The 23278-nt window shown below is 70.8% G+C and carries 26 protein-coding genes and 4 tRNA genes; 24 read left to right on the top strand and 6 right to left on the bottom strand.

The window, feature by feature from the left end; all coding sequences use genetic code 11:
• Positions 1-107: 107 nt before the first annotated feature.
• The 4 genes from htpX to AB0C59_RS01115 all read left to right on the top strand — a co-directional run bounded on the left by htpX (position 108) and on the right by AB0C59_RS01115 (position 2570).
• On the top strand, positions 108-971 hold the full coding sequence (gene htpX / locus AB0C59_RS01130; protein WP_363000012.1) for a zinc metalloprotease HtpX: 864 nt from the start codon (positions 108-110) through the stop codon (positions 969-971).
• Entirely contained in the window at positions 968-1360 is a 393-nt protein-coding gene (locus AB0C59_RS01125) for a YccF domain-containing protein (protein WP_363000011.1), read from the top strand. Before htpX ends, AB0C59_RS01125 begins: the two co-directional genes overlap by 4 nt.
• Positions 1361-1436: 76 nt before the next feature.
• A complete protein-coding gene (locus AB0C59_RS01120) occupies positions 1437-2012 on the top strand; it encodes an SMI1/KNR4 family protein (RefSeq protein WP_363000010.1) in 576 nt (191 codons plus the stop codon).
• Positions 2013-2303: 291 nt separating this feature from the next.
• Positions 2304-2570 (top strand): GlsB/YeaQ/YmgE family stress response membrane protein, encoded by a 267-nt coding sequence (locus AB0C59_RS01115; protein ID WP_363000009.1) that lies wholly within the window; start codon positions 2304-2306, stop codon positions 2568-2570.
• 96 nt (positions 2571-2666) lie between these two features.
• On the opposite strand, the gene AB0C59_RS01110 is transcribed toward AB0C59_RS01115, so the two are convergent.
• The gene (locus AB0C59_RS01110) at positions 2667-3155 is read right to left on the bottom strand and encodes a YajQ family cyclic di-GMP-binding protein (protein ID WP_363000008.1); all 489 of its coding nucleotides are present in this window, start codon (positions 3153-3155) and stop codon (positions 2667-2669) included.
• Positions 3156-3409: 254 nt separating this feature from the next.
• On the opposite strand from AB0C59_RS01110, the gene AB0C59_RS01105 reads away from it, so the two are divergent.
• Both AB0C59_RS01105 and AB0C59_RS01100 read left to right on the top strand, forming a co-directional pair.
• Positions 3410-3491: transfer RNA gene (locus AB0C59_RS01105), tRNA-Tyr, on the top strand.
• Between the two features lie 150 nt (positions 3492-3641).
• Complete coding sequence (locus AB0C59_RS01100) at positions 3642-4727, top strand: PP2C family protein-serine/threonine phosphatase (RefSeq protein ID WP_363000007.1); 1086 nt, start codon at positions 3642-3644, stop codon at positions 4725-4727.
• Between the two features lie 64 nt (positions 4728-4791).
• Here the strand turns inward: AB0C59_RS01100 and AB0C59_RS01095 are convergent, their stop codons facing one another.
• On the bottom strand, positions 4792-5409 hold the full coding sequence (locus AB0C59_RS01095) for a TetR/AcrR family transcriptional regulator (protein WP_363000006.1): 618 nt from the start codon (positions 5407-5409) through the stop codon (positions 4792-4794).
• A gap of 94 nt (positions 5410-5503) precedes the next feature.
• Between AB0C59_RS01095 and AB0C59_RS01090 the strand changes: the two genes are divergently transcribed.
• Together AB0C59_RS01090 and AB0C59_RS01085 are read left to right on the top strand one after the other, a co-directional pair.
• Entirely contained in the window at positions 5504-6886 is a 1383-nt protein-coding gene (locus AB0C59_RS01090) for an alpha/beta hydrolase (protein ID WP_363000005.1), read from the top strand.
• Between the two features lie 223 nt (positions 6887-7109).
• The gene (locus AB0C59_RS01085) at positions 7110-7322 is read left to right on the top strand and encodes a hypothetical protein (protein WP_363000004.1); all 213 of its coding nucleotides are present in this window, start codon (positions 7110-7112) and stop codon (positions 7320-7322) included.
• A gap of 40 nt (positions 7323-7362) precedes the next feature.
• Here the strand turns inward: AB0C59_RS01085 and AB0C59_RS01080 are convergent, their stop codons facing one another.
• Both AB0C59_RS01080 and AB0C59_RS01075 read right to left on the bottom strand, forming a co-directional pair.
• Positions 7363-8019 carry an SDR family oxidoreductase gene (locus AB0C59_RS01080; RefSeq protein ID WP_363000003.1) on the bottom strand — a complete coding sequence of 219 codons (657 nt, stop codon included), beginning with the start codon at positions 8017-8019 and terminating at the stop codon, positions 7363-7365.
• A gap of 141 nt (positions 8020-8160) precedes the next feature.
• Entirely contained in the window at positions 8161-9399 is a 1239-nt protein-coding gene (locus AB0C59_RS01075; RefSeq protein WP_363000002.1) for an amidohydrolase family protein, read from the bottom strand.
• A 329-nt stretch (positions 9400-9728) separates the two neighbouring features.
• Here AB0C59_RS01075 and AB0C59_RS01070 point away from each other — a divergent pair.
• The 8 genes from AB0C59_RS01070 to AB0C59_RS01035 all read left to right on the top strand — a co-directional run bounded on the left by AB0C59_RS01070 (position 9729) and on the right by AB0C59_RS01035 (position 14796).
• A tRNA-Thr gene (locus AB0C59_RS01070) sits at positions 9729-9801 on the top strand.
• 46 nt (positions 9802-9847) lie between these two features.
• A tRNA-Met gene (locus AB0C59_RS01065) sits at positions 9848-9920 on the top strand.
• Positions 9921-10009: 89 nt separating this feature from the next.
• On the top strand, positions 10010-10174 hold the full coding sequence (rpmG, locus tag AB0C59_RS01060) for a 50S ribosomal protein L33 (RefSeq protein ID WP_003948671.1): 165 nt from the start codon (positions 10010-10012) through the stop codon (positions 10172-10174).
• 168 nt (positions 10175-10342) lie between these two features.
• A complete protein-coding gene (locus AB0C59_RS01055) occupies positions 10343-10804 on the top strand; it encodes a MaoC family dehydratase N-terminal domain-containing protein (protein ID WP_363000001.1) in 462 nt (153 codons plus the stop codon).
• A 5-nt stretch (positions 10805-10809) separates the two neighbouring features.
• Positions 10810-11238, top strand: a complete 429-nt coding sequence (locus AB0C59_RS01050) for a MaoC family dehydratase (RefSeq protein ID WP_363000000.1) — start codon at positions 10810-10812, stop codon at positions 11236-11238.
• Positions 11239-11388: 150 nt separating this feature from the next.
• Entirely contained in the window at positions 11389-11958 is a 570-nt protein-coding gene (locus AB0C59_RS01045) for a helix-turn-helix domain-containing protein (RefSeq protein WP_362999999.1), read from the top strand.
• Between the two features lie 110 nt (positions 11959-12068).
• Positions 12069-13535 (top strand): DHA2 family efflux MFS transporter permease subunit, encoded by a 1467-nt coding sequence (locus AB0C59_RS01040; RefSeq protein WP_362999998.1) that lies wholly within the window; start codon positions 12069-12071, stop codon positions 13533-13535.
• 142 nt (positions 13536-13677) lie between these two features.
• Entirely contained in the window at positions 13678-14796 is a 1119-nt protein-coding gene (locus AB0C59_RS01035; RefSeq protein WP_363000147.1) for a UDP-N-acetylmuramate dehydrogenase, read from the top strand.
• 45 nt (positions 14797-14841) lie between these two features.
• On the opposite strand, the gene AB0C59_RS01030 is transcribed toward AB0C59_RS01035, so the two are convergent.
• Complete coding sequence (locus AB0C59_RS01030; protein WP_362999997.1) at positions 14842-15882, bottom strand: adenosine deaminase; 1041 nt, start codon at positions 15880-15882, stop codon at positions 14842-14844.
• A gap of 146 nt (positions 15883-16028) precedes the next feature.
• Positions 16029-17255 carry a pyridoxal phosphate-dependent aminotransferase gene (locus tag AB0C59_RS01025; RefSeq protein ID WP_362999996.1) on the bottom strand — a complete coding sequence of 409 codons (1227 nt, stop codon included), beginning with the start codon at positions 17253-17255 and terminating at the stop codon, positions 16029-16031.
• Between the two features lie 259 nt (positions 17256-17514).
• On the opposite strand from AB0C59_RS01025, the gene AB0C59_RS01020 reads away from it, so the two are divergent.
• From AB0C59_RS01020 to rplL, 8 genes are all read left to right on the top strand, one after another.
• Positions 17515-17587, top strand: a tRNA-Trp gene (locus AB0C59_RS01020).
• A 107-nt stretch (positions 17588-17694) separates the two neighbouring features.
• Positions 17695-17979, top strand: coding sequence for a preprotein translocase subunit SecE (gene secE / locus AB0C59_RS01015; protein ID WP_362999995.1), 285 nt, complete (start codon positions 17695-17697; stop codon positions 17977-17979).
• A gap of 80 nt (positions 17980-18059) precedes the next feature.
• Positions 18060-18965 carry a transcription termination/antitermination protein NusG gene (nusG, locus tag AB0C59_RS01010; RefSeq protein ID WP_362999994.1) on the top strand — a complete coding sequence of 302 codons (906 nt, stop codon included), beginning with the start codon at positions 18060-18062 and terminating at the stop codon, positions 18963-18965.
• A gap of 185 nt (positions 18966-19150) precedes the next feature.
• Complete coding sequence (rplK, locus tag AB0C59_RS01005) at positions 19151-19585, top strand: 50S ribosomal protein L11 (RefSeq protein WP_033528316.1); 435 nt, start codon at positions 19151-19153, stop codon at positions 19583-19585.
• A 94-nt stretch (positions 19586-19679) separates the two neighbouring features.
• Entirely contained in the window at positions 19680-20405 is a 726-nt protein-coding gene (gene rplA / locus AB0C59_RS01000) for a 50S ribosomal protein L1 (RefSeq protein WP_362999993.1), read from the top strand.
• A 169-nt stretch (positions 20406-20574) separates the two neighbouring features.
• Entirely contained in the window at positions 20575-21444 is an 870-nt protein-coding gene (locus AB0C59_RS00995) for a DUF1396 domain-containing protein (protein WP_362999992.1), read from the top strand.
• A gap of 297 nt (positions 21445-21741) precedes the next feature.
• A complete protein-coding gene (gene rplJ / locus AB0C59_RS00990; protein ID WP_362999991.1) occupies positions 21742-22272 on the top strand; it encodes a 50S ribosomal protein L10 in 531 nt (176 codons plus the stop codon).
• A gap of 135 nt (positions 22273-22407) precedes the next feature.
• The gene (gene rplL, locus AB0C59_RS00985) at positions 22408-22791 is read left to right on the top strand and encodes a 50S ribosomal protein L7/L12 (RefSeq protein ID WP_331265704.1); all 384 of its coding nucleotides are present in this window, start codon (positions 22408-22410) and stop codon (positions 22789-22791) included.
• The last annotated feature ends 487 nt before the right edge of the window (positions 22792-23278 follow it).

Genomic DNA, 23278 nt, shown 5'->3' with positions numbered 1-23278 from the left:
CGCGCTCCTCGCCTCGCGTTGACCAGTACGGGAGGGTCCACTGAGAGGTGGAGTCGACAGCATTCGCAGACAAGGGTTCCCCTGCCGCACCACTTGGAGGGCGTACCGTGCACCGCCGGCACAACGGGCTAAGGACCGCAGTACTCCTCGGGGGACTGTCCGCACTCATCATCGTCATCGGCAGCTTCTTCGGCCGCACCGGGCTGATCGTCGCCGTCCTCATCGCGCTCGGCACGAACGCGTACGCGTACTGGAACAGCGACAAGCTGGCTCTACGCGCGATGCGTGCGCGCCCGGTGAGCGAGTTCGAGGCCCCCGGGCTGTACCGCATGGTCCGCGAGCTCTCCAACCAGGCCCGGCAGCCCATGCCCCGCCTCTACATCTCCCCGACGGAGGCACCGAACGCGTTCGCGACGGGCCGCAACCCGCGCAACGCCGCCGTGTGCTGCACCGACGGCATCCTCCGCCTGCTGGACGAGCGGGAACTGCGGGGAGTGATCGGCCACGAGCTGAGCCATGTCTACAACCGCGACATCCTGATCTCCTCGGTCGCCGGCGCCCTCGCCTCCGTGATCATGTTCCTGGTGAACTTCGCCTGGCTGATCCCGGTGGGCCGCTCGGACGACGACGACGGTCCCGGCTTTCTCGGCCTGCTCCTCATCATGATCCTCGGTCCGCTCGCGGCCACCGTCATCCAGCTCGCCATCAGCCGTTCCAGGGAGTACGAGGCGGACGCGTCAGGCGCCCAGCTGACCGGCGACCCGCTCGCCCTGGCCAGCGCCCTGCGCAAACTGGAGACCGGCACCCAGCAGCTTCCGCTGCCGCCCGAGCCGCGCATCGAGACGGCGAGCCACATGATGATCGCCAACCCCTTCCGTCCAGGGCAGGGAATCTCCAAGATGTTCTCCACGCACCCGCCGATGGCGGAGCGCATCTCCCGGCTCGAACAGATGGCAGGTCGCCACCGATGAAGGCAATCCTGAACGTCATATGGCTCGTCCTGAGCGGCTTCTGGCTGTTCCTCGGGTACGTGCTGGCCGGCGCGCTGCTCTGCCTCACCATCATCGGCATCCCCTTCGGCATCGCCGCGTTCCGCATCGGCGTCTACGCGCTGTGGCCCTTCGGCTATACGACGGTCGAGCGCCGCGACGCCGGGGCGCCCTCGTGCATCGGCAATGTCCTGTGGCTGGTCCTCGCGGGCTGGTGGCTGGCGCTCGCCCATGTCGTCACCGGCGTCGCCCTGTGCCTGACGATCATCGGCATCCCCTTCGGCGTCGCCAACTTCAAGCTCATCCCCGTCTCGCTGCTCCCTCTCGGGCGCGAGATCGTCCCCACCAGCGAGCCCTTCGCGCAGCGCTGACGAGCGGACGGGCCGAGGCGACGCGAGTTGTCCACAGGCCCGTCCCGTTGTCGGTGGCAGCCTGCATCATGAACCCATGACCGAGAACGAGCAGTTGCTGGACAAGGTGGTGGAGCAGGCCCGCGACGTCCGCCCATGGGGCTGGCCTTCGCTTCCCGCGCCCGTGGAGGAGGCCGCCCTCGCCCGCGCCGAGGCCACCCTGGGCTTCACCCTGCCCCCGCTGCTCGCCTCGCTCTACCTGCGCGTAGGCGACGGCGGGTTCGGCCCGGAGTACGGACTGCTGCCCCTGCTCGACAGTGCGCCCTCCGGAGAGCCGGCCGCCGTCCCGCAGTACCTCGCGAACCGTGAGAGCGGCCGCAGAGATCCCGCATGGCCCTGGCCCGAGGGCCTGCTGCCGATATCGCACTGGGGCTGCGGAATGTACGCGTGCGTGGACTGCGACACCCCGCAGGGCATGGTGCTGCTCTACGAGCCGAACGCCGACGACGCCCGGCAGGCCTGGTACGTGGACGCTTCCAGCCTCGCGGAGTGGCTTCAGGCCTGGCTCGACGGCACGGGCTGGTACGAGGAGTCCCACGAGGGCGCGGACCTGGCGCTGTGGCCGGACTTCGCGACCCGCACGGGGGCGCCTGCCGTGACGCGGACCGTGTAGCCGGACGGGCCGCGGCTCTTCGGCGGTCGAACCGTCGGTGGCCCCGCCTGCGTGCCGTCGCGCCTCGGGCCGTGTCGTGAGGCGCCTCGCGCGCGGCTCCCGCAGTCGGCCGCGGATACCTGCAACCGGCGGTTGGGAAGGAAGCGTCTTCCTCGGCGTCGGCGAGCGTGTTCGTGCGCTCGAACGCGAGATCGAGCCCGATTGTCGTCCCCGGCGGTTTTGACGAATGAACACAGCCTGGCCGGAGCAAGAGGACAGCACAGGCACAGCGCGGAGAGGCGGGGTCAGGGCATGGGTATTGTCGGTTGGATTCTTCTGGGGCTCCTGGCGGGCGCCATAGCCAAGTTCCTTCTGCCGGGCAAGGACCCCGGCGGTTTCATCGGCACGACCCTCATCGGTGTCGCGGGTGCCTTCATCGGCGGCTGGATCTCCGCCCGCTGGCTGCACCACCCGATCAGCAAGCACTTCTTCGACGGCCCCACCTGGGCCGCCGCGATCGGCGGCTCGCTGGTGCTGCTGATCATCTACCGCGTGCTCTTCGGTGACTCGCGCCGCTGAGCGAGCCCCAAGGAGCTCCGGCGCGGCAGGGGCGCGACGCACGAGGGTGGGCATCCCGTCGCGGGGCGCCCACCCTCCGCCGTACCGCCGAACGGACTACCGGTAGTTCACGAACTGCAGCGCGAATTCGAAGTCCTGGCCCTTGAGGAGGGCGATGACTGCCTGGAGGTCGTCACGGCTCTTGGAGGTGACGCGCAGCTCGTCGCCCTGCACCTGCGCCTTGATGCCCTTGGGGCCCTCGTCGCGGATGATCTTCGCCACCTTCTTGGCGTTCTCCTGCGAGATGCCCTCCTCGATCGAGGCGAAGATCTTGTACTCCTTGCCGGAGAGCTGAGGCTCGCCGGCGTCGAGCGACTTCAGGGAGATCCCGCGCTTGACCAGCTTCGACTGGAAGACGTCGAGGACGGCGTTCACCCGGTCCTCGGAGTTGGCCTGCATCAGGATCTTCTCGCCGGACCAGGCGATCGAGGCGCCGACGTTCTTGAAGTCGTACCGCTGGGAGATCTCCTTGGCGGCCTGGTTGAGGGCGTTGTCGACCTCCTGCCGCTCGACTTTCGAGACGATGTCGAAACTGGAGTCGGCCATGTCCTGTGGCTCCTAAGTATCGGGGTGGATCGGGATGGAACAGGGTGGAACAGCGGCCGAACGGGGCGGTCGCCACCGCGCGGAGGCGAGGCCGCCCGGCCCGGTGAGGACCCGGGCCGCATCCGGCTAAGCCTAGCCACCCAGGCCCTTCGGGACGCCGACCTATTGGGTGGCGAAGCACCCCGCCGGATCAGGTATTGTTTACGTCGTTGCCAGGGAGCGCCGCGGAAGCGCGGCTCCAGGGCGGCAACCCCGGCGGTGTGCCCGAGCGGCCAAAGGGAGCAGACTGTAAATCTGCCGGCTCAGCCTTCCCAGGTTCGAATCCTGGCGCCGCCACATTGGGGAAGACCCCCTTCGACCAGCCTCTACGGATGGTCGAAGGGGGTCTTTTTCGTTGCCTGCGGCTGATGTTCCCGCTGTCGCGGGAAAGCGGTGGGCGAGTGACCGTGGAGGGGACGGAGCACGGTTCGGCGGAAGGGCGGTCCAGTGTCCGGTGTCCTCGGCATCGCGGGTGCGGGCTCCTCCTGGCTGCCCCGCAGGGCACGCGTCCTCGCGATCGCCGGGTACGCGCTGGTCCTGGCGGCCGTGGTCGCCGACGTCGTGCTGGGGACCCATGTCACGTTCTCCCCGGTCCTCGCAACCCTCCCCGTCCTCGCGAGCATTGGCACCCGTCGGGCCACGGTCCCCCTGACGGCGGGGGTGTTCGCCGGCGCGCTCTTCGTCGCTCTGGCGCTGTACGACATCAACGTGCCCGGCCCCGTCCTCGCGACCGCGGGGGGCACGATCGCGGCGATCACCTTCTTCAGCTGCGCCAGCGTCATCGTGCTGGCGACCCAGGAGCGGGAACTGGCCAGGGTGCACACCGTCGCCGAGGCCGCGCAGCGGGCGCTGCTGCGGCCCGTGCCCCGCCGCATCGGGCCGCTGGTGGTGGCGGTGCGCTATGTGGCCGCGGAGGCCGAGGCGCGGATCGGCGGGGACCTGTACGAGGCGATGCCCACCCCCTACGGCGTACGGCTGATCATCGGCGATGTGCGCGGCAAGGGCTTGGCCGCGGTGGAGACGGCCGCGGACGTGCTCGGGGTCTTCCGCGAGGCCGCGCGGGCCGAACCGGATCTGGCCGAGGTCGCCAGACGGCTGGACTCGGCGCTGGCGCGGTGTCCCACGACCGAGGAGTTCGTCACGGCGGTCCTGGTCGGTGTTCCGGACGCGCCCGGACCGGCGGTCGTGGTCAACTGCGGACACCCCCCGCCGCTGCTCTGCCGTAACGGCGAGTACAGCGAGGTGGAGCCGCCCGTCGCCGCACCGCCGCTCGGGCTGCGGGACCTGGCCGGTGGGGACTACCAGGCCTGCCCGCTCCACCTCGTCAGCGGTGACCTGCTGTTGCTCTACACCGACGGTGTGGCCGAGGCGCGGGACGCCACCGACCGCTTCTATCCACTCGCCCCGCGCCTGACCGCCCTGTCGCACGGGGACCCGGAGGTACTGCTGGACGAACTGCTCGCGGACGTGCGGGCGTACGTCGGCTCCGGGCTGAACGACGACGCGGCCCTGCTGGCCCTGCGCCGGGAATGAACGCCGGGGGCCTTCGGTCTGAGCGCCGGTCAGACGGCCGCGTGGGCCCGGGCCGCCACCGTCGTCACGAGGCGCGGCCGGCCCGGTGGAGGCGCTGGAACACCTCGGGGGTCGTCCAGCCGCGCAGTGTCGCGTGGAGGGTGGAGTCGAACGTCGCCTCGGCCGTGCCGGCGTCGAGGGCGCCCGTCAGTTCGAAGGTCACCAGGCCGTGCAGGGTCACCCAGACGGAGAGGGCGATGGACGTCGCCTCGCCGGCGAGGACGGACTTCGCCAGGCCGCGGTCGATGGCCGCCAGAAGGGGCCGGACGGGGTCCGCGGCGCCGACGGCTCCCGACGGGTCGAAGGGCCGTACGCCGCCGAACAGCACGGTGTAGAGGTGGCTGTGCGCGCGCCCCCAGCGCCGGTAGGCGGCGGCCAGCGCGTACAGGTCGGCGAGCGGGTCCTCGGAGGTCGGCACCGCCGACAGGTCCTGGAACAGGCCCATGACCGCACGCTCGCGGACCTCCTCGATCAGTCCGTCCTTGCCGTCGAACAGGGAGTACACCGCGGTCGTGGACGTCCCGGCGGCAGTGGCCAGGGCGCGGACGGTGACGGACTCGCGCGGCCGGGTGGCGAGCATCTCGGTCGCGCACTCCACCAAGCGCTCTTTGACGGTCTCGTCGTTCGTTCTCGGCCTGCCCATGGCGAGCAGCCTACCCGCTTTGGTAACGTCGTTCTGGAACGTTGTTCTGGAACAAGGTTCCGAAAACGATGCGTGTCACGACCACGGGGGACTCATGCTCACGTTCGCGCCACCTCGCCTCGCTCGCGCAGCGGGACGCCTTCTCCTGGCCCTGGCCGTCGCGGCGGGCTGGATCCTGCTGTTCCTGACCCTCCTCGTGCTCATGGACGGGGCGGCCTCAGGGATCCCCGCATGGCTGGCGACCTTCGCGGTCGCGACGGCCGTCGCGGTGCGGCGAGGGCGGCGAGCGCGCCCGAGCCGGGACGGCCGGGCGCGGGGGCTTCCCACCCGGCCGTCCCGGTCGTCCCGGCTCGCGCCGTTCCTGCCGGTGGCCGTCGCGGCGGCACTGGCGGCGTCGGTGTGCGTGCCGACCGCGCCCACGGAGCGGCGGTATCCGCCCGACCTGCCCTTCGTGACCACACAGCACTGGAGGCTGGCCACGGGAAGCCGGGTCGCCGTGTACCACTATCCGCCCGAGGGCACGGGCGGTCGGCACCCCGTTCCGCTCGTGTACCTCAACGGCGGTCCCGTCCGCGGCATCTCGGTCCTCGACCACCGGTTCCTGCGGCTCCTGGCGGGTCAGGGCTACGACGTCTACGCCTTCGAGCAGGCCGGCGGCGGGCGCAGCGACCTGCTTCCGATGGCGCAGTACACGATCTCCAGGACGGTGCGCGACCTCGCCGCGTTCCTGGACCGCCTGGGCAAGGGCAGGGCCGACGTTCTCGGGTTCTCCTCGGGCGGGACGGTCCTCACCCGAGCTCTGGCCGATCCTCGGGTCGCGGCCCGCGTGCACCGGGCGATCATCGCCGAGCCCGGGCCGATGGACGGTCCCACCGCGCACGCCCCCGGACACCGGGGGCGGCCTTCCGCGCGCGGACTCGCGCCCGCCCCCAGCGGGCCGCGCTCGACCCGCACGCCCCGGTACGCGGTCGTGTTCGGCCTCATGCGGCTCGGGCTCCTCAGCCCCGGCACCGGGCTGATCGGACAGGCGGAGGGCGACAACGCGTTCACCGCCGCCGACCTGGGTGGCGACACCGCATCCGGGTACTGCGCGCGCGACGCGCACCGCATCCCGGTGGAGGACACGGCACGCACCTTCTCCTTCAGCCCCGCCGCCAGCCTCCGGGTCCAGCGGACGGTCGAGGACTCGCCCTCCATAGCCGCGCGGCTCGGGCGCTCCCGGACGCCCGCCATGCTGATGATCGCCGAGTGCTCCTCGCAGGTCCGCCAGTGGGAGACCGCCGTGCTCGCCGACGACCCCGCCGTGCGGCGCACGCAGTACATGCCCGGGGTCGGACACCACATGTGGAACGGGCTCGACGACAACAACCGGCGAGCCGCCGCCGTCATCACCGCGTTCCTGCAGGACAGGCCCGCGCCCCTGCCCGACTACCCGTCACGCGCCGACATCCCGGCCTTCCTCCGCGACCACCGCTGACACACCCCCCGGCCGCCGCGACCACCACCGGCCGCGCCACCTTCACCCGCCGTGCCCTTGCCGCGCGCCTGTCGGGTGCCCGCCACGCCCCCGCCACGCGCCCGCCTCCGCCCGGCCGGAGCGCCGCGACGACACGGCCCGTCACCCCCTTCCCGCCACCGGAAGGGGGTGACGGAACGTCAATCCCGGGCAGAGGCTCGTAGCCGTCCCGTACGCTGGGCGTATGTCGTCCCGCCGCAGGAAGTGCCCCGAGTGCCGCCGGGACATCGCCGTCGTCGCGGGGCGGTTCGCCCGTCATGACCCGCCCGGGACACGCCCGAGCGGAGACCTCGTCTCGTGCCCCGGCTCACGCCGACTCGCGCCGGACGACACCTCACAGCCCGCCCTCGACGGTTACGCCGTCCCGGAGTTCCCCGGCCAGCTCCCCCTCTTCTGACGCGCCTTCCGAGCGCCGTCCGGGTCCGCCCGGCCGGGTCTCAGTTCCCCGCCACCGACTTCACCGCCACCGACACCGGCGTGGAACCGCCGACCAGTTCCAGGGTCAGGCCGGCCGTCGCGGGCGTGTCCACGAGTTCCGCGAGCACCGCCGCCACGTCGTCGCGCGGGACGGGCCCGCGGCCGGTGTGCGCCTCCAGGCGTACGAGGCCCTTGCCCGCGTCGTCCGTCAGCGCGCCGGGGCGCAGGATCGTCCACTCCAGAGACCTGTGGGCGCGCACATACGCGTCGGCCTCCCCCTTCGCCCGCAGATACACGTCGAACACCTCGTCGCCGGGGTGGTCCGGATCGGCGCCCATCGAGGAGACGACGACGAACCGCCGTACGCCCGCCCGTTCCGCCGCGTCCGCGAACAGGACGGCCGCGTCCCGGTCCACCGTGAACTTGCGGTCGACCCCGCTGCCCGGGCCCGCACCCGCCGCGAAGACGGCGGCGTCGGCGCCTTCCAGGAGCGCGGCGACCTGCTCCAGCGACGCCGACTCCAGGTCGCACACGACCGGTTCGGCACCCGCCGCCCGCAGGTCGCCGGCGTGTTCCGCCCGGCGGACGATCCCCACGGCCTCCTCACCGCGCGCGGCGAGCAACCGCTCCAGCCGCAGCGCGATCTGTCCATGACCACCAGCGATGACAATGCGCATGTCTTTGACCGTACGCCTGTCCCGGACCACGTGCCCGCACGGACGTCGACCGGTCCGCGCCCCGGTCCGCGCCCCCGGCCCACGCCGCCCCGGCCGGGACCCGCGACTCGCCCGACGCCACCGGCCCGCGCCCCCGGCCTCTCAGTGCTCGGTGCGCCCCTGCCGGGGCAGATCCAGGGCGGCCGTCGCCGAGTTGCAGTACTCCCGCACCGCGCTCGTGCGGGCCACCACGCGCCCCCGGTGGACGACGATGCGGCTGTACGCGAGCGACAGCGCGCTCGAGAGCCGGTCACCGCGCACGGCGAGGAGTTCCGCCGGGAAGCCGGCCTCCACGCGCACCTCGGGCAGCCCGAGCGCGGCCCGCGCCGCCGCGCTGACGGTGTCGTACGCGTCCTGCGGGGGCAGCCCGTACCGCGACGCGAGCAGAAAGGCCGCCTCCAGCGGATCTCCCCGCCCCACGGGGTTGGACACGTCCCGCAGCGCCCCGCTGCCCGCCGCGACCCGTACCCCGGCCGCCCGCAGCAGCCGCACCGGAGCCGTGCCGCGCTCCTCGGCGGCTCCGCAGCGGCCTTGCGGCAGGCAGACCACCGTCACCCCCGCCGCCGCGAGCCGTTCCGCGCTGCGCGCGGCGGTTCCCGCCGACAGGCGCCCGAGGCCCCCGCACGGGCCGAGCGTCACCCCGGGACGCAGGCCGCCGGACATCGCGGCGAGCCGTGCCAGGCGCGCCGGATCGGCGGCGTCCGTGTGCAGGTCCACCGGGCAGCCGAACTCGGCGGCCAACTCCAGAACGGCCTCCGCGTATCCGGTCGGATCAGGGTCGGCGTCCGGGCAGCCGCCCACCGCCGTGGCGCCCATCTTCATCGCGTCCCGCAGCATCGCGAGCCCGTCCGCCCCCGCGGCCCCGGTCAGCACCCGGGGCATCGCCACGGTCGTCAGGTCGGCGAGCCCGCGCAGCGAACGCCGCGCCCCGAGCACCGCGCTCAGCGCCTCCAGGCCCTGGACATCGCCGATGCGCACATGCGAGCGCAGGGCCGTGGCGCCGTGCCCGAGTTGCAGCAGTGCGGCCTCGGTGGTGCGGCGCTGCACCTGCTCGGGCTCGTAGGACACCGGCCCGTCGGTGTCGGCGGACAGGGCCGAGTCGCCGTGCGCGTGCGGTTCGGCGGGGGCCGGCAGAAGCAGAAAGCCGCGGAGGTCGATCCGGGCGCCGACGGTGTCCGCGGCCAGGCTGCCGACCGTGCCCACGGCCTCGATGCGGCCGCCGCCCAGGCGGACGTCCACCGTCCGCCCGTCGGTGAGCCGGGCCCCGCACAGCAGCGTCCCGTCGGCCCGCGCCGACGACGAGGACGACGGGCCGGGCGGCCGCGGTCGGCTGTCGGGCATCGCGCTCCTGTGGGTCGGGGGCGGCGGCTGCGCGCCGGAGGCAAGATCACGCAGAGTGAGTCCGAGCCTAGGGTGACGAACCGGTCGTCGCGGGGAGGAGCGCAATAGTCGTACCGGCGTGTACGCACACCGTGCGTCATCGTCCGCGCCTTCGAGCCCACCGGCCGGAAGGGCTCGGGGCGATGCCCGGAGGGTGCCCGAGGGGCGCGGGGAAACGCCTGGGACGGCACCGCCGGCGGACCCGGTGGGAGCCGGACGACAGGCCCGGACGGGCGCCGTGAAACGGATTTGGGCGAACGGCGGGCGACCGTGTAATGTCTTCATCGCTCGCCCCAATAGCTCAGTCGGCAGAGCGTCTCCATGGTAAGGAGAAGGTCTACGGTTCGATTCCGTATTGGGGCTCTGGTGTGAGAGGTTCCCGCCGAGAGGCGGGACCCGATCGCATCAAAGCGGTGTAGCTCAGTCGGTAGAGCAAGCGGCTCATAATCGCTGTGTCACCGGTTCAAGTCCGGTCACCGCTACTGACAGTAGCCGATTGCGGGGTCGGTCCTTCGATCGGCTACTCTTTCTTGCGTTGTATTGACCCATCCGTTCGTCAAGGAGCACTCACGTGGCTGCCACCGACGTCCGCCCGAAGATCACGCTGGCCTGCGTGGAGTGCAAGGAGCGGAACTACATCACCAAGAAGAACCGGCGCAACAACCCGGATCGTCTTGAGATGAAGAAGCACTGCCCGCGTTGCAATGCGCACACCGCGCACCGCGAGACGCGATAATCAAGGCTCGTTCGCGAGGCCGTCCCCAGCAACCAGGGGGGCGGCCTCGCGGCGTTGTCATGGTCAGGCACCGACCACGGAGCCGGCCGCGCGGTCGCGCGTCCTGCGGCGGGTCCGGCGGCGCCGGACCCGAGGAACTACGAGGAACCAGCAGGAGGTGCCGGACGCATGGCGCTCGACCAGTCCTTCGTGGGGCGGTCCTACCCGCCCACCGATCCGTACGAGGTCGGCCGGGAGAAGATCCGCGAGTTCGCGGAGGCCGTGGGCGACACGAACCCCGCCTACAGCGACCCTGAGGCCGCCAAGGCGCTCGGCCACCCCGATGTGATCGCCCCGCCGACCTTCGTCTTCGCGATCACGTACAAGGCCGCCGGACTGGTGGTCCAGGACCCCAAGCTCGGCCTGGACTTCAGTCGGGTGGTGCACGGGGACCAGCGGTTCGCCTATGTGCGCCCGGTTCGCGCCGGCGACCGCCTGAGCGTCACCTCGACCATCGAGTCCATCAAGTCCCTGGCCGGGAACGACGTCCTGGACATCCGCGGCGAGGTCCACGACGAGGCGGGCGAGCAGGTGGTGACCGCCTGGACCAAGCTCGTGGCCCGGGCGCCGGAACCGGAAGAGGAGGCGTGACGCGGATGACCGCGAAGATCGCGTACGACGCCGTCGAGGTCGGCACCGAGCTGCCGGCCCAGTCCTTCCCCGTCACCCGCGCCACGCTCGTGCGGTACGCGGGCGCCTCCGGGGACTTCAACCCGATCCACTGGAACGAGAGGTTCGCCAGGGAGGTCGGGCTGCCGGACGTCATCGCGCACGGCATGTTCACCATGGCCGAGGCCGTCCGCGTGGTGACCGACTGGGTGGGCGACCCGGGGGCGGTCGTCGAGTACGGCGTCCGGTTCACCAAGCCCGTGATCGTCCCCGACGACGACGAAGGGGCCCTGGTCGAGGTCAGCGCCAAGGTGGCGGCCAAGCTGGACGACAACGCCGTCCGCGTCGACCTCACGGCCACCAGCGCCGGACAGAAGGTGCTCGGCATGTCCCGGGCGGTCGTACGACTGGCCTGACCCGGCCCCGGTCCGACCCGAGCCTCGATCGGCCTGACAGCACCTCGTAAGGGGCGCCCGCAATGGTGGGCGCCCCTTACCTGTGCGGGGTGAGTCCTGATGCGCGGGCTCACCTGGACTTAGTTAGTGATTGAGTACTAACTTAGTCGCATGGTCAGGATGAGCGCAGAAGACAGGCGCGAGAGCGTCGTCCGCGCGGCGGTCGCGGAGTTCTCTCGGCGCGGGTACCACGGCACCTCCACCGAGGCGATCGCCAGGCGGGTGGGAGTGTCGCAGCCGTACCTGTTCCGGCTCTTCCCGAGCAAGAAGGCGATCTTCGCCGCGGCCTCGCTCCGGTGCGTCGAGGACACCTGCCGGGTGTTCGCGGAGGCGTCGAAGGGGCTGGAGGGCGAGGAGGCCCTCCATGCCATGGCGAACGCGTACACGCGGCTGATCGCGGAGCACCCCGAGACGCTCCAGATGCAGATGCAGACGTACCTCACCGTGGCCGCCGTCGAGGCGGAGGGCGACAGCGAGTTCGGCGAGACCGTGCGCACCGCCTGGATGGAGCTGTGGGACACGGTGCATCTCCCGCTGGGGGCCGACGTGAACGAGACGACGACCTTCATGGCGTACGGGATGCTCATCAACACCCTGGTGGCCATGGGTTTTCCTGCCGGGCACCGGGTCTGGAGCGGGATGTACGATCCGGCCAAGCCGCCGATCCGGCCCGCGCCGTAGGGGGCGGCCGGGCGCGCGTGTGGCGGCTCGGGTCACGGTCCGTACGGTCGTACGGTGCAAAGAAGTTAGTCATCGATAACTAAGTGAGATTCACCCGCTGGGGGAGAGCGATGTCACAGCAGCAGACAGCACGTAGAGGGGGAGCGGTGTGGGCCCTCGTGATCACCGGTGTCGCCGGGTTCATGGCGGCCCTCGACAACCTGGTCGTCACCACCGCCCTGCCCTCCATCCGCGCGGATCTCGGAGGGGGACTGGACGACCTGGAGTGGACCGTGAGCGCGTACACGCTCACCTTCGCGGTCCTGCTCATGTTCGGCGCCGCCCTCGGTGACCGCTTCGGCCGCAGGCGGCTCTTCCTCGCCGGTATGGCCGTCTTCACGCTCGCGTCCGCCGCCGCGGCCCTCGCGCCCGGTATCGACTCCCTGATCGCGGCCCGCGCCGTCCAGGGCGTCGGCGCGGCCGTCATGATGCCACTCACACTGACACTGCTCACCGCCGCCGTACCGGCCGAGAAGCGCGGCATGGCCTTCGGGATCTGGGGCGCCATCAACGGGCTCGCCGTCGCCTCGGGACCCCTCATCGGGGGCAGCCTCACCGAACACGTCTCCTGGCACTGGATCTTCTGGCTGAACGTTCCGCTGGGCCTCGCCGTCATGCCGCTCGCCCGCCTGCGCCTGGCCGAGTCCCACGGCAGCGGCGCCGCGCTCGACATCCCCGGCACCCTCCTCGTCAGCGGCGGACTCTTCGGGATCGTCTACGGGCTGGTGCGCGCCCCCTCCGACGGCTGGACGGACCCGTTCGTCCTGACCGGCCTGATCGCGGGAGGCGTGCTGGTCGGACTCTTCGTCCTGCACGGCACCCGGAGCAGGAACCCGATGCTCCCCATGCGGCTCTTCCGCTCCCGCGCCTTCTCCGGCATCAACGCCGCGAGCCTGCTGATGTTCCTGGGCATGTTCGGCTCGATCTTCCTGCTCAGCCAGTACATGCAGGGCGTCCTCGGGTACTCGCCGACCGAGGCGGGGCTGCGGATGCTGCCCTGGACCGGCATGCCGATGATCGTCGCCCCCGTCGCCGGCGTCCTCTCCGACCGGCTCGGAGGCCGTCCGGTCGTCGCCGCCGGACTCCTCCTGCAGGCCGTGGGCCTCGGATACATGGCCGCCGTGGTCACCACACACGCCTCCTACGCCACCCAGCTGCCCGCCCTGATCATCAGCGGCGTCGGCATGGCCCTGTTCTTCGCACCGGCCTCCAACCTGGTCATGTCCAGCGTCCGTCCGCAGGAGCAGGGCATCGCCTCCGGCGCCAACAACGCGCTGCGCGAGGTGGGCGGGGCTCTCGGCATCGCCATCATGGCCTCGGTCTTCTCCGCCCAGGGCGGCTACGAGTCCGCGCAGAGCTTCGTCGACGGCCTGCGTCCGGCCCTCGTGCTCGGCTCCGCGACGGTGGCGCTGGCAGCGGTCGCGACCCTGTGCATCCCGGGCCGGCGGCGCGCCCCCAAGGCCGTCGACCTCGCACGGGACGAGCCCGGAGCCGGGTCCGCCGACCAGGAACCGCTCCTGGGCACCGCCACGTCCTGAGCGCCGCCCCGCACATCGCCGCGCGCGCTCCCCGTGCCCGCGGCGGAGCCCCGCACGGACGGCCCCGGCCCCGCACTCCCCGGAGCGCGGGGGACCGGGGCCCTGCGGCGCACCCCCGTGCGGCCCCGTGCGGCCCCGTCCCCTGCGGCGGGGCCGCACCCCCGTGCCGCCGGGGCAGCCGCCGCCGTCTCGTACGCTTGGGCGCGTGCAGGAACTCCATGACGCCCCGCTCGCCCCGCTGACCACCTTCCGTCTCGGCGGCCCCGCCACCCGCCTGATCACCGCCACCACCGACGCCGAGGTGATCGCCGCGGTCCGCGAGGCCGACGACTCCGGCACGCCGCTGCTGGTGATCGGCGGCGGATCGAACCTGGTCATCGGCGACAAGGGCTTCGACGGCATCGCCCTGCGCCTCGCGACCGAGGGCTTCGACCTCGACGGCACGCGGCTCGAGCTGGCCGCCGGGGAGGTGTGGAGCGACGCCGTCGCCCGCACCGTGGAGGCCGGGCTCGCCGGCGTCGAGTGCCTGTCCGGCATCCCCGGTTCCGCGGGCGCGACCCCGATCCAGAACGTGGGCGCCTACGGCCAGGAGGTCTCCTCGACCATCACCGAGGTCGTCGCCTACGACCGCCGGACGCGCCGGACCGTCACGATCCCGAACGCCGAGTGCGCGTTCTCCTACCGCCACAGCCGGTTCAAGGCCGAACCCGACCGGTTCGTCGTCCTGCGGGTCCGGTTCGCGCTGGAGGACGCGCAGGGGCTCTCCGCCCCCGTCAAGTACGCCGAGACCGCCCGCGCCCTCGGCGTCGAGCCCGGCGACCGGGTGCCGCTGGCCGCCGCCCGCGAGACCGTGCTCGGGCTGCGCGCGGGCAAGGGCATGGTCCTGGACCCGGCGGACCACGACACCTGGTCCGCGGGCTCCTTCTTCACCAACCCGATCCTCGACCGCGCGCAGTTCGCCGCGTTCCGCGCGCGCGTGAAGGAGCGCCTGGGCGCCGAGGCGGAGCCGCCCGCGTTTCCGGCGGGGGAGGAGCACACCAAGACCTCCGCGGCCTGGCTGATCGACAAGGCGGGCTTCACCAAGGGCTACGGCAGCGGCCCCGCCCGTATCTCCACCAAGCACACCCTGGCCCTCACCAACCGCGGCGGCGCCACCACCGAGGACCTGCTCGCCCTGGCCCGCGAGGTCGTCGCCGGGGTGCACGAGGCCTTCGGGGTCACGCTGGTCAACGAGCCGGTGACGGTGGGCGTCAGCCTCTGACCGCGCCCGGCACCGCACCGGTGCGGTGCCGGACCGGCGCGCCGGTCAGGAGGCGGGCGCCGTGAGCCAGGCGTCCACCCCCGCCAGCAGCTTCGCCTTGACGTCCTCGGGCGCCGCCGAGGCCCGCAGCGACTGCCGGGCCAGTTCCGCGAGTTCCCGGTCCGTGAAGTCGTGGTGGCGGCGGGCGATCTCGTACTGGGCCGCCAGACGGGAGCCGAACAGCAGGGGGTCGTCGGCGCCCAGGGCCATCGGGACGCCCGCTTCGAACAGTTTCCGCAAGGGGACGTCCTCGGGCTTCTCGTAGACGCCGAGCGCCACGTTCGAGGCCGGGCACACCTCGCAGGTCACGCCCCGGTCCGCCAGCCGCTTGAGCAGGCGCGGGTCCTCCGCCGCGCGAACGCCGTGCCCCACCCGGTCCGCGCGCAGGTCGTCCAGGCAGTCGCGGACCGACGAGGGGCCCGTCAGCTCGCCGCCGTGCGGGGTCGAGAGCAGGCCGCCGTCCCGCGCGATGGCGAACGCGCGGTCGAAGTCCCGCGCCATGCCCCGGCGCTCGTCGTTGGAGAGGCCGAAGCCCACCACGCCACGCTCCGTGTACCGCACCGCCAGACGCGCCAGCGTGCGCGCGTCCAGAGGGTGCTTCATCCGGTTCGCGGCGACCAGGACGCGCATACCGAGCCCGGTCTCGCGCGACGCGCTGTCGACCGCGTCCAGGATGATCTCCATCGCCGGGATCAGCCCGCCCAGACGCGGGGCGTACGAGGTCGGGTCGACCTGGATCTCCAGCCACCCGGAGCCGTCCTTGACGTCCTCCTCCGCGGCCTCCCGCACCAGACGCCGGATGTCCTCCGGCTCCCTCAGACACGAACGCGCCGCGTCGTACAGCCGCTGGAAGCGGAACCAGCCCCGCTCGTCCGTGGCCCGCAGCCGCGGCGGCTCCCCGCCCACCAGGGCGTCGGTCAACGCCTCGGGCAGGCGTACGCCGTACTTGTCGGCCAGCTCCAGCAGGGTGGAGGGCCGCATCGACCCGGTGAAGTGCAGATGCAGATGGGCTTTCGGCAGTTCGGCGACATCACGTACGTGCTCCATCCAAAGATCCTGCCGTACGTTCCCGCCACGCCGGTAGCACTTTCCCCTTCCGACCTCTTTGGAGGCCTTGCTCGCACAAACGAACGGGGCGGTCACCTTCCTTCAGGAAGGTGACCGCCCCGGAAGACGACCGACGACGACCGACGTCAGGCCTTCGCCTCCGCGAGCAGCTTCTGCATCCGGCTCACGCCCTCGACCAGGTCCTCGTCACCGAGCGCGTACGACAGCCGCAGATAGCCGGGCGTACCGAACGCCTCGCCCGGAACGACCGCGACCTCGGCCTCCTCCAGGATCAGCGCCGCCAGCTCCACCGAGCTCTGCGGGCGCCTGCCCCGGATCTCCTTGCCGATCAGCGCCTTCACCGAGGGGTACACGTAGAACGCGCCCTCCGGCTCCGGGCAGACCACGCCGTCGATCTCGTTGAGCATCCGCACGATCGTCCTGCGGCGCCGGTCGAAGGCCTCGCGCATCATCGCGACCGCCTCCAGGTCGCCCGACACGGCCGCGAGCGCCGCGGCCTGCGCGACGTTGGAGACGTTGGAGGTGGCGTGCGACTGGAGGTTCGCCGCCGCCTTGACCACGTCCGCCGGGCCGATCATCCAGCCCACGCGCCAACCGGTCATCGCGTACGTCTTGGCGACGCCGTTGACCACGATGCACTTGTCGCGCAGCTCGGGAAGGAGCGCCGGCAGCGACGTGAACGTCGCGTCGCCGTAGACCAGGTGCTCGTAGATCTCGTCCGTCAGCACCCACAGGCCGTGCTCGGCGGCCCAGCGGCCGATCGCCTCGGCCTCCGCCTCGCCGTAGACGGCGCCGGTCGGGTTCGAGGGCGAGACGAACAGGAGGACCTTGGTCCTCTCGGTGCGGGCCGCCTCCAGCTGCTCCACGGAGACCCGGTAGCCGGTCGTCTCGTCGGCGACGACCTCCACCGGGACACCGCCGGCCAGCCGGATCGACTCCGGGTAGGTGGTCCAGTACGGCGCCGGGACGATCACCTCGTCGCCCGGGTCCAGGATCGCGGCGAAGGCCTCGTAGATCGCCTGCTTGCCGCCGTTGGTGACCAGGACCTGCGAGGCGTCCACCTCGTAGCCGGAGTCCCGCAGCGTCTTCGCCGCGATGGCCGCCTTCAGCTCGGGCAGGCCGCCCGCCGGCGTGTAGCGGTGGTACTTCGGGTTCTTGCAGGCCTCGATGGCCGCTTCGACGATGTAGTCCGGGGTCGGGAAGTCGGGCTCACCGGCGCCGAAGCCGATCACCGGACGCCCGGCCGCCTTGAGGGCCTTGGCCTTGGCGTCCACGGCGAGGGTGGCGGACTCGGAGATCGCGCCGATCCGGGCGGAGACCCGGCGCTCGGTCGGAGGGGTTGCAGGGCTCATGTGCCCATCGTTCCAGACGCGAAACGCCCGCGGAACACGGGTTTCACAGACTGGGCGGACCGCGGCCGGGGATTGAACAGGCATCCGAATCCGGGGCGTGGCCTGGGTGATCTTGTCACCGCACCGCCCGTGCGGGCCCTTTCTGTTCGACGGAGGGCCGTGGACCACGTACACTCTGACGTCGTTGGCCTCCACGGCCGCGATCGAGTGGGTGCACATGGAGCACCCGGCCGAATGCGGTACGTTGGGGACACACCAAAGGGTCGTAGCTCAATTGGTAGAGCACTGGTCTCCAAAACCAGCGGTTGGGGGTTCAAGTCCCTCCGGCCCTGCTACACACTCCCACCAGGAAGTGTGCGCACAGTACGTTTGTATTGCATACGCCGTGCGGCTCCACCGGGCGCGGCACGGCCATGACCCGGGAATCAGGTGAGGACGAGTGACGGACGCCGTGGGCTCCATCGACATGCCTGATGCCCAGGACGAGGTCCAGGAGCAGAAGAAGACCCGCAAGGGCGGTAAGCGAGCCAAGAAGGGCCCGCTGAAGCGCCTTGCCCTCTTCTACCGTCAGATCATCGCGGAGCTCCGCAAGGTCGTCTGGCCGACGCGGAACCAGCTGACGTCGTACACCACAGTGGTGATTTTCTTCGTCGTGATCATGATCGCCCTGGTGACTCTGATTGACTATGGGCTCAACCACGCCGCCAAGTACGTCTTCGGCTGAGCCGAGAGCGAAGGACGCCGAGGTTCTCGGCGTCCCTTTCGCATGTTCCACCCCCATGTATCCAGGAAGAAGCAGCCACCGTGTCTGACCCGAACCTGAACGACGCCATCGAGCCGGATGAGTCCGTGGATGACGAGCTCGACATCGTCGAGGGCGCGGACGAGCGGGACGAGTTCGAGGCTGCCGACGCCGAGGCGGGCGAGCCGGCCGAGGAAGCCGCCGTGCACGTCGAGGACGCGGACGAGGTCGCGGACGAGGACGAGGTCGCCGCGGGCGAGGACGCCGACGACGAGCCCGTCGAGGCCGAGGACGCTTCGGACGCCGAGGACGCGGAAGAGGCCGTCGAGGAGGCCGAGCCGGCGGAGCCCGTCGACCCGGTCCAGGCCCTGCGCGAGGAACTGCGCTCCCTGCCCGGCGAGTGGTACGTGATCCACACCTACGCCGGCTACGAGAACCGCGTGAAGACCAACCTGGAGCAGCGCGCCGTCTCGCTGAACGTCGAGGACTTCATCTTCCAGGCCGAGGTGCCGCAGGAAGAGGTCGCGCAGATCAAGAACGGCGAGCGCAAGACCATCCGTCAGAACAAGCTCCCCGGCTATGTGCTGGTGCGCATGGACCTGACGAACGAGTCCTGGGGCGTCGTCCGCAACACGCCCGGCGTCACCGGCTTCGTGGGCAACGCCTACGACCCGTACCCGCTGACCCTGGACGAGATCGTCAAGATGCTCGCCCCGGAGGCCGAGGAGAAGGCCGCCCGCGAGGCCGCCGAGGCCGAGGGCAAGCCCGCCCCGCAGCGCAAGGTCGAGGTCCAGGTGCTGGACTTCGAGGTCGGCGACTCGGTCACCGTCACCGACGGTCCGTTCGCCACGCTGCAGGCCACCATCAACGAGATCAACGCCGACTCCAAGAAGGTCAAGGGCCTTGTGGAGATCTTCGGCCGCGAGACCCCGGTCGAGCTGAGCTTCGACCAGATCCAGAAGAACTGAGCCCGATCACGGGCTGACGTTCTGGTACGAGTGCTTCCGAACAGGTCGGACGGGCTGCTGAAGCCGGTCTGACCTGCTCGGTTTTTGGCCGCGCATGGATACCCGTTATCGTTGTGCGGTATGCCTCCATCCGGATGATCCGGATCGGACGGCGAAAAACTCTCACTAAGGACCCGGAGAGAGCAATGCCTCCCAAGAAGAAGAAGGTCACGGGGCTTATCAAGCTCCAGATCCAGGCCGGTGCCGCCAACCCGGCTCCGCCGGTCGGCCCCGCGCTGGGTCAGCACGGCGTCAACATCATGGAGTTCTGCAAGGCCTACAACGCCGCGACCGAGTCGCAGCGCGGTTGGGTCATCCCGGTGGAGATCACGGTCTACGAGGACCGTTCCTTCACCTTCGTGACCAAGACTCCGCCGGCCGCGAAGATGATCCTCAAGGCCGCGGGCATCGAGAAGGGCTCCGGCGAGCCGCACAAGACCAAGGTCGCCAAGATCACCGAGGCGCAGGTCCGCGAGATCGCCACCACGAAGATGCCCGACCTCAACGCCAACGACCTGGACGCCGCCGCGAAGATCATCGCCGGTACCGCGCGTTCCATGGGCGTCACGGTCGAGGGCTGAGCACACCCCTTGTAGAACCATGCGGCTCCGGCCGCGCGTGGCAGGGCCTGCTCGGCCCCAACCACGACTCCTTTCAGAACACACAGGAGCAGATGTGAGCAAGCGCAGCAAGGCTCTCCGCGCTGCGGACGCCAAGATCGACCGGGAGAAGCTGTACGCCCCGCTCGAGGCCGTCCGTCTCGCCAAGGAGACCTCCACGTCCAAGTTCGACGGCACCGTCGAGGTCGCCTTCCGTCTGGGTGTCGACCCGCGTAAGGCCGACCAGATGGTCCGTGGCACCGTGAACCTCCCGCACGGCACCGGTAAGACCGCCCGGGTCCTGGTCTTCGCGACCGGTGACCGTGCCGAGGCCGCTCGTGCCGCCGGCGCCGACATCGTCGGCTCCGACGAGCTGATCGACGAGGTGTCGAAGGGCCGTCTGGACTTCGACGCCGTCGTCGCCACCCCGGACCTCATGGGCAAGGTCGGCCGCCTCGGCCGCGTGCTCGGTCCCCGTGGTCTCATGCCGAACCCCAAGACCGGCACCGTGACCCCGGACGTGGCGAAGGCCGTCACCGAGATCAAGGGCGGCAAGATCGAGTTCCGCGTCGACAAGCACTCGAACCTGCACTTCATCATCGGCAAGGTGTCCTTCGACGACACCAAGCTGGTGGAGAACTACGGCGCGGCGCTGGAGGAGATCCTCCGCCTGAAGCCGTCCGCCGCCAAGGGTCGTTACGTCAAGAAGGCCGCCATCACCACCACGATGGGCCCCGGCGTTCCGCTCGACCCGAACCGCACCCGCAACCTCCTCGTCGAGGAGGACCCGGCCGCCGTCTGATCCTGACGGCAGCCGTGGAGCTGTGAGCGGGCCCCGCACCCTTCCGGGTGCGGGGCCCGCCGCGTTGCGGTGATCAAGGGTGCGTCGAACTGACCTGTGACTGTCGGGGCCCCGGTATATGCTCCTTCCCTTGCTGTACAAGAGATGTGAGTTTCCTGGGGGGAACAACATGGCCTTTGTCGTGCGCAACCGGGCGGAGCGCAGGGTGGCGGGTGCCGTACTCGCGGCGCTGGTCCTCGGGAGCGGAGCGGTCGCCTGCTCCAAGGGCGGCGGCAGCGAGGAGTCCCCGCAGATGACGCCCGCCGCCGCGGTCGCCGCGGCGGCGAAGAACAGCGCCGGCATCACGGCACTGCACTACAGCATGTCCGGCACCATGCCGGGCGCGGGCACGATCCGGGCCGAGGCCCGGATGTCCATGAAGCCGCTGGCGATGACCATGAAGATGTCCTCGTCGGTGCAGAAGACCGCCGAGCCGGTCGAGATCCGGTACGTCGGCAGCGTGATGTACATCAACGGGGGCGCCGAGGCCGCCAAGGAGCTCAAGGGCAAGCACTGGCTCAAGTTCGACCTGTCGGGCACGGCCGCCGCCCAGCAGATGAACTCCCAGCCCGCGGGCGCCGGTCAGGCGAACCAGAACCCGGCCCAGGACTCCACGTTCCTCTCCACGTCCAAGAACGTGCAGAAGGTCGGCACGGAGACCGTGAAGGGCGTGAAGACCACCCACTACAAGGGTGAGATCACCGTCGGGCAGATGCGCGAGGCGCTCAAGAACCAGAAGCTCGGCAAGGCGGCTCGGGAGCAGCGCGAGAAGAGCATCGACCAGTACGCCGCGCTGGGCGCCGACAAGATGTCCATGGACCTCTGGATCGACGGCGACAGCCACGTGAAGCAGTTCCGGATGCGCGGTGACACCTCCAAGGGCGCGATGGACGTCACCACCGTCTTCCTCGACTACGACAAGCCGGTGTCGGTGACGGCCCCCGCCGCGGGGGACACCGTCGACCTCGCCGCGATGATGAAGGACGCACAGCAGGGCTGAGGCCCGCCGGCATCCGCCGAGGGAACGGATTTGCCCCACGGCGATCCGTTCCCGTACTCTTCCTACCGAAGCCAAAGACCGCTGGTCGTTGCCGTGTTCTCAGCCGAGGGCGCGGTGGCCGAAGGATCCGCTCAACTGCGGACGACCCGCGCAGGTGACTGTGGAAGAACTCCCGGAATGTGCACGCCTCATCGCGTGTGTGTCCGGTCGAGTCCGCCCCGTGCGCCTGCGCCGGGGCGTTTCGTTTTGCGCAGCCCCTTCCGAGCGGTCTCATCACCCGGAAGGAGGCCGACGCTCATGGCAAGGCCCGACAAGGCTGCCGCGGTAGCCGAGCTCGCGGAGCAGTTCCGCAGCTCGAACGCCGCTGTGCTGACCGAGTACCGGGGTCTCACCGTGGCGCAGCTGAAGACGCTGCGCCGCTCGCTCGGTGAGAACGCCCAGTACGCCGTGGTGAAGAACACGCTGACCAAGATTGCGGCCAACGAGGCCGGGATCTCGACGCTCGACGACCTGTTCAACGGTCCGACGGCGGTCGCCTTCGTCACCGGTGACCCGGTGGAGTCGGCGAAGGGTCTTCGTGACTTCGCCAAGGACAACCCGAACCTCGTCATCAAGGGCGGTGTCCTTGACGGCAAGGCGCTGTCCGCCGACGAGATCAAGAAGCTCGCGGACCTCGAGTCCCGCGAGGTTCTGCTCGCCAAGCTGGCGGGCGCCTTCAAGGGCAAGCAGACCCAGGCTGCTCAGGTCCTCCAGGCGCTTCCGTCGAAGCTCGTCCGCACCGTGGACGCTCTTCGCGCCAAGCGGGACGAGCAGGGCGGTGCCGAGTAACTCGGCTCGCGACATGACCGCTGCCTGACGCGGTGGTCGTAGCGGGCCGAACGTCTACGCAGTAACGCCGCAAGGCGCACGCCCGCCAGACATGTACATCCGGCACCTGCCGAATCAGTGGAAGGATCGCCCATCATGGCGAAGCTCAGCCAGGAAGACCTGCTCGCGCAGTTCGAGGAGATGACCCTCATCGAGCTCTCCGAGTTCGTGAAGGCGTTCGAGGAGAAGTTCGACGTCACCGCCGCCGCCGCGGTGGCCGTCGCGGGCCCGGCCGGTCCGGCCGCCGCCGTCGAGGCCGAGGAGGAGAAGGACGAGTTCGACGTCATCCTCACCGGTGCCGGCGACAAGAAGATCCAGGTCATCAAGGTCGTGCGCGAGCTGACCTCCCTCGGCCTGAAGGAGGCCAAGGACCTGGTGGACGGCGCCCCGAAGCCCGTCCTCGAGAAGGTCGCGAAGGACGCCGCCGAGAAGGCCGCCGAGTCCCTCAAGGGCGCCGGCGCCTCCGTCGAGGTCAAGTAACACCTCCGCGGGCCCCTACCGGGCCCGCGAGTCCGCACAGGACTCATGAGTCCGTACCACGGGCTCACAGGGCCGTACGGGGCTTCACCGCCCCGTGCGGCCCTGCCGCGTTCCCGCCCCGGGACGGGGGCCCACACGCGCTCTCCCGCCCCGCCCGGACCGCCGATGCCCCCGGCTCCGCCCGCGTTCACCCGGTCGCCGGACACGGCACGGAAACGGGTCGGTCACGGCTCACCCGTGGGGCTGTAACGCGGACGCACCGACGAGCGATCATCCATCCGGGTGGTCGCTCCTCGTCGTTCCAGGGGGTCCGGCGGCGGCTGCCTTGCGCCTGTCGCCGCGGAGAGTATGGTGATCTTCGTCGTGCCTCCGAGGCCCCCGGTGACAGGTCGCACGTGACGATGGCAGCACCCGGTTCAGGCAAGAGGGGCCTTGACGAACTGCACGCAGCGCGCAATTCTCAGGACGCGTCGTCACAACGATCCGA

Origin of the sequence: Streptomyces sp. NPDC048664, from assembly GCF_040650555.1 — a bacterium.
GTDB lineage: Bacteria > Actinomycetota > Actinomycetes > Streptomycetales > Streptomycetaceae > Streptomyces.
Note: the sequence above shows the minus strand (reverse complement) of the source record. Positions and strands in the feature narration are given on the sequence as shown.

Coding starts and splice junctions, on each gene's coding strand:
- AB0C59_RS01125 (WP_363000011.1), top strand. CDS start 968: ATGAAGGCAATCCTGAACGTCATATGGCTCGTCCTGAGCGGCTTCTGG.
- AB0C59_RS01120 (WP_363000010.1), top strand. CDS start 1,437: ATGACCGAGAACGAGCAGTTGCTGGACAAGGTGGTGGAGCAGGCCCGC.
- AB0C59_RS01115 (WP_363000009.1), top strand. CDS start 2,304: ATGGGTATTGTCGGTTGGATTCTTCTGGGGCTCCTGGCGGGCGCCATA.
- AB0C59_RS01110 (WP_363000008.1), bottom strand. CDS start 3,155: ATGGCCGACTCCAGTTTCGACATCGTCTCGAAAGTCGAGCGGCAGGAG.
- AB0C59_RS01095 (WP_363000006.1), bottom strand. CDS start 5,409: ATGGGCAGGCCGAGAACGAACGACGAGACCGTCAAAGAGCGCTTGGTG.
- AB0C59_RS01090 (WP_363000005.1), top strand. CDS start 5,504: ATGCTCACGTTCGCGCCACCTCGCCTCGCTCGCGCAGCGGGACGCCTT.
- AB0C59_RS01085 (WP_363000004.1), top strand. CDS start 7,110: ATGTCGTCCCGCCGCAGGAAGTGCCCCGAGTGCCGCCGGGACATCGCC.
- AB0C59_RS01080 (WP_363000003.1), bottom strand. CDS start 8,019: ATGCGCATTGTCATCGCTGGTGGTCATGGACAGATCGCGCTGCGGCTG.
- AB0C59_RS01075 (WP_363000002.1), bottom strand. CDS start 9,399: ATGCCCGACAGCCGACCGCGGCCGCCCGGCCCGTCGTCCTCGTCGTCG.
- AB0C59_RS01055 (WP_363000001.1), top strand. CDS start 10,343: ATGGCGCTCGACCAGTCCTTCGTGGGGCGGTCCTACCCGCCCACCGAT.
- AB0C59_RS01050 (WP_363000000.1), top strand. CDS start 10,810: ATGACCGCGAAGATCGCGTACGACGCCGTCGAGGTCGGCACCGAGCTG.
- AB0C59_RS01045 (WP_362999999.1), top strand. CDS start 11,389: ATGGTCAGGATGAGCGCAGAAGACAGGCGCGAGAGCGTCGTCCGCGCG.
- AB0C59_RS01040 (WP_362999998.1), top strand. CDS start 12,069: ATGTCACAGCAGCAGACAGCACGTAGAGGGGGAGCGGTGTGGGCCCTC.
- AB0C59_RS01030 (WP_362999997.1), bottom strand. CDS start 15,882: ATGGAGCACGTACGTGATGTCGCCGAACTGCCGAAAGCCCATCTGCAT.
- AB0C59_RS01025 (WP_362999996.1), bottom strand. CDS start 17,255: ATGAGCCCTGCAACCCCTCCGACCGAGCGCCGGGTCTCCGCCCGGATC.
- rplK (WP_033528316.1), top strand. CDS start 19,151: ATGCCTCCCAAGAAGAAGAAGGTCACGGGGCTTATCAAGCTCCAGATC.
- AB0C59_RS00995 (WP_362999992.1), top strand. CDS start 20,575: ATGGCCTTTGTCGTGCGCAACCGGGCGGAGCGCAGGGTGGCGGGTGCC.
- rplJ (WP_362999991.1), top strand. CDS start 21,742: ATGGCAAGGCCCGACAAGGCTGCCGCGGTAGCCGAGCTCGCGGAGCAG.
- rplL (WP_331265704.1), top strand. CDS start 22,408: ATGGCGAAGCTCAGCCAGGAAGACCTGCTCGCGCAGTTCGAGGAGATG.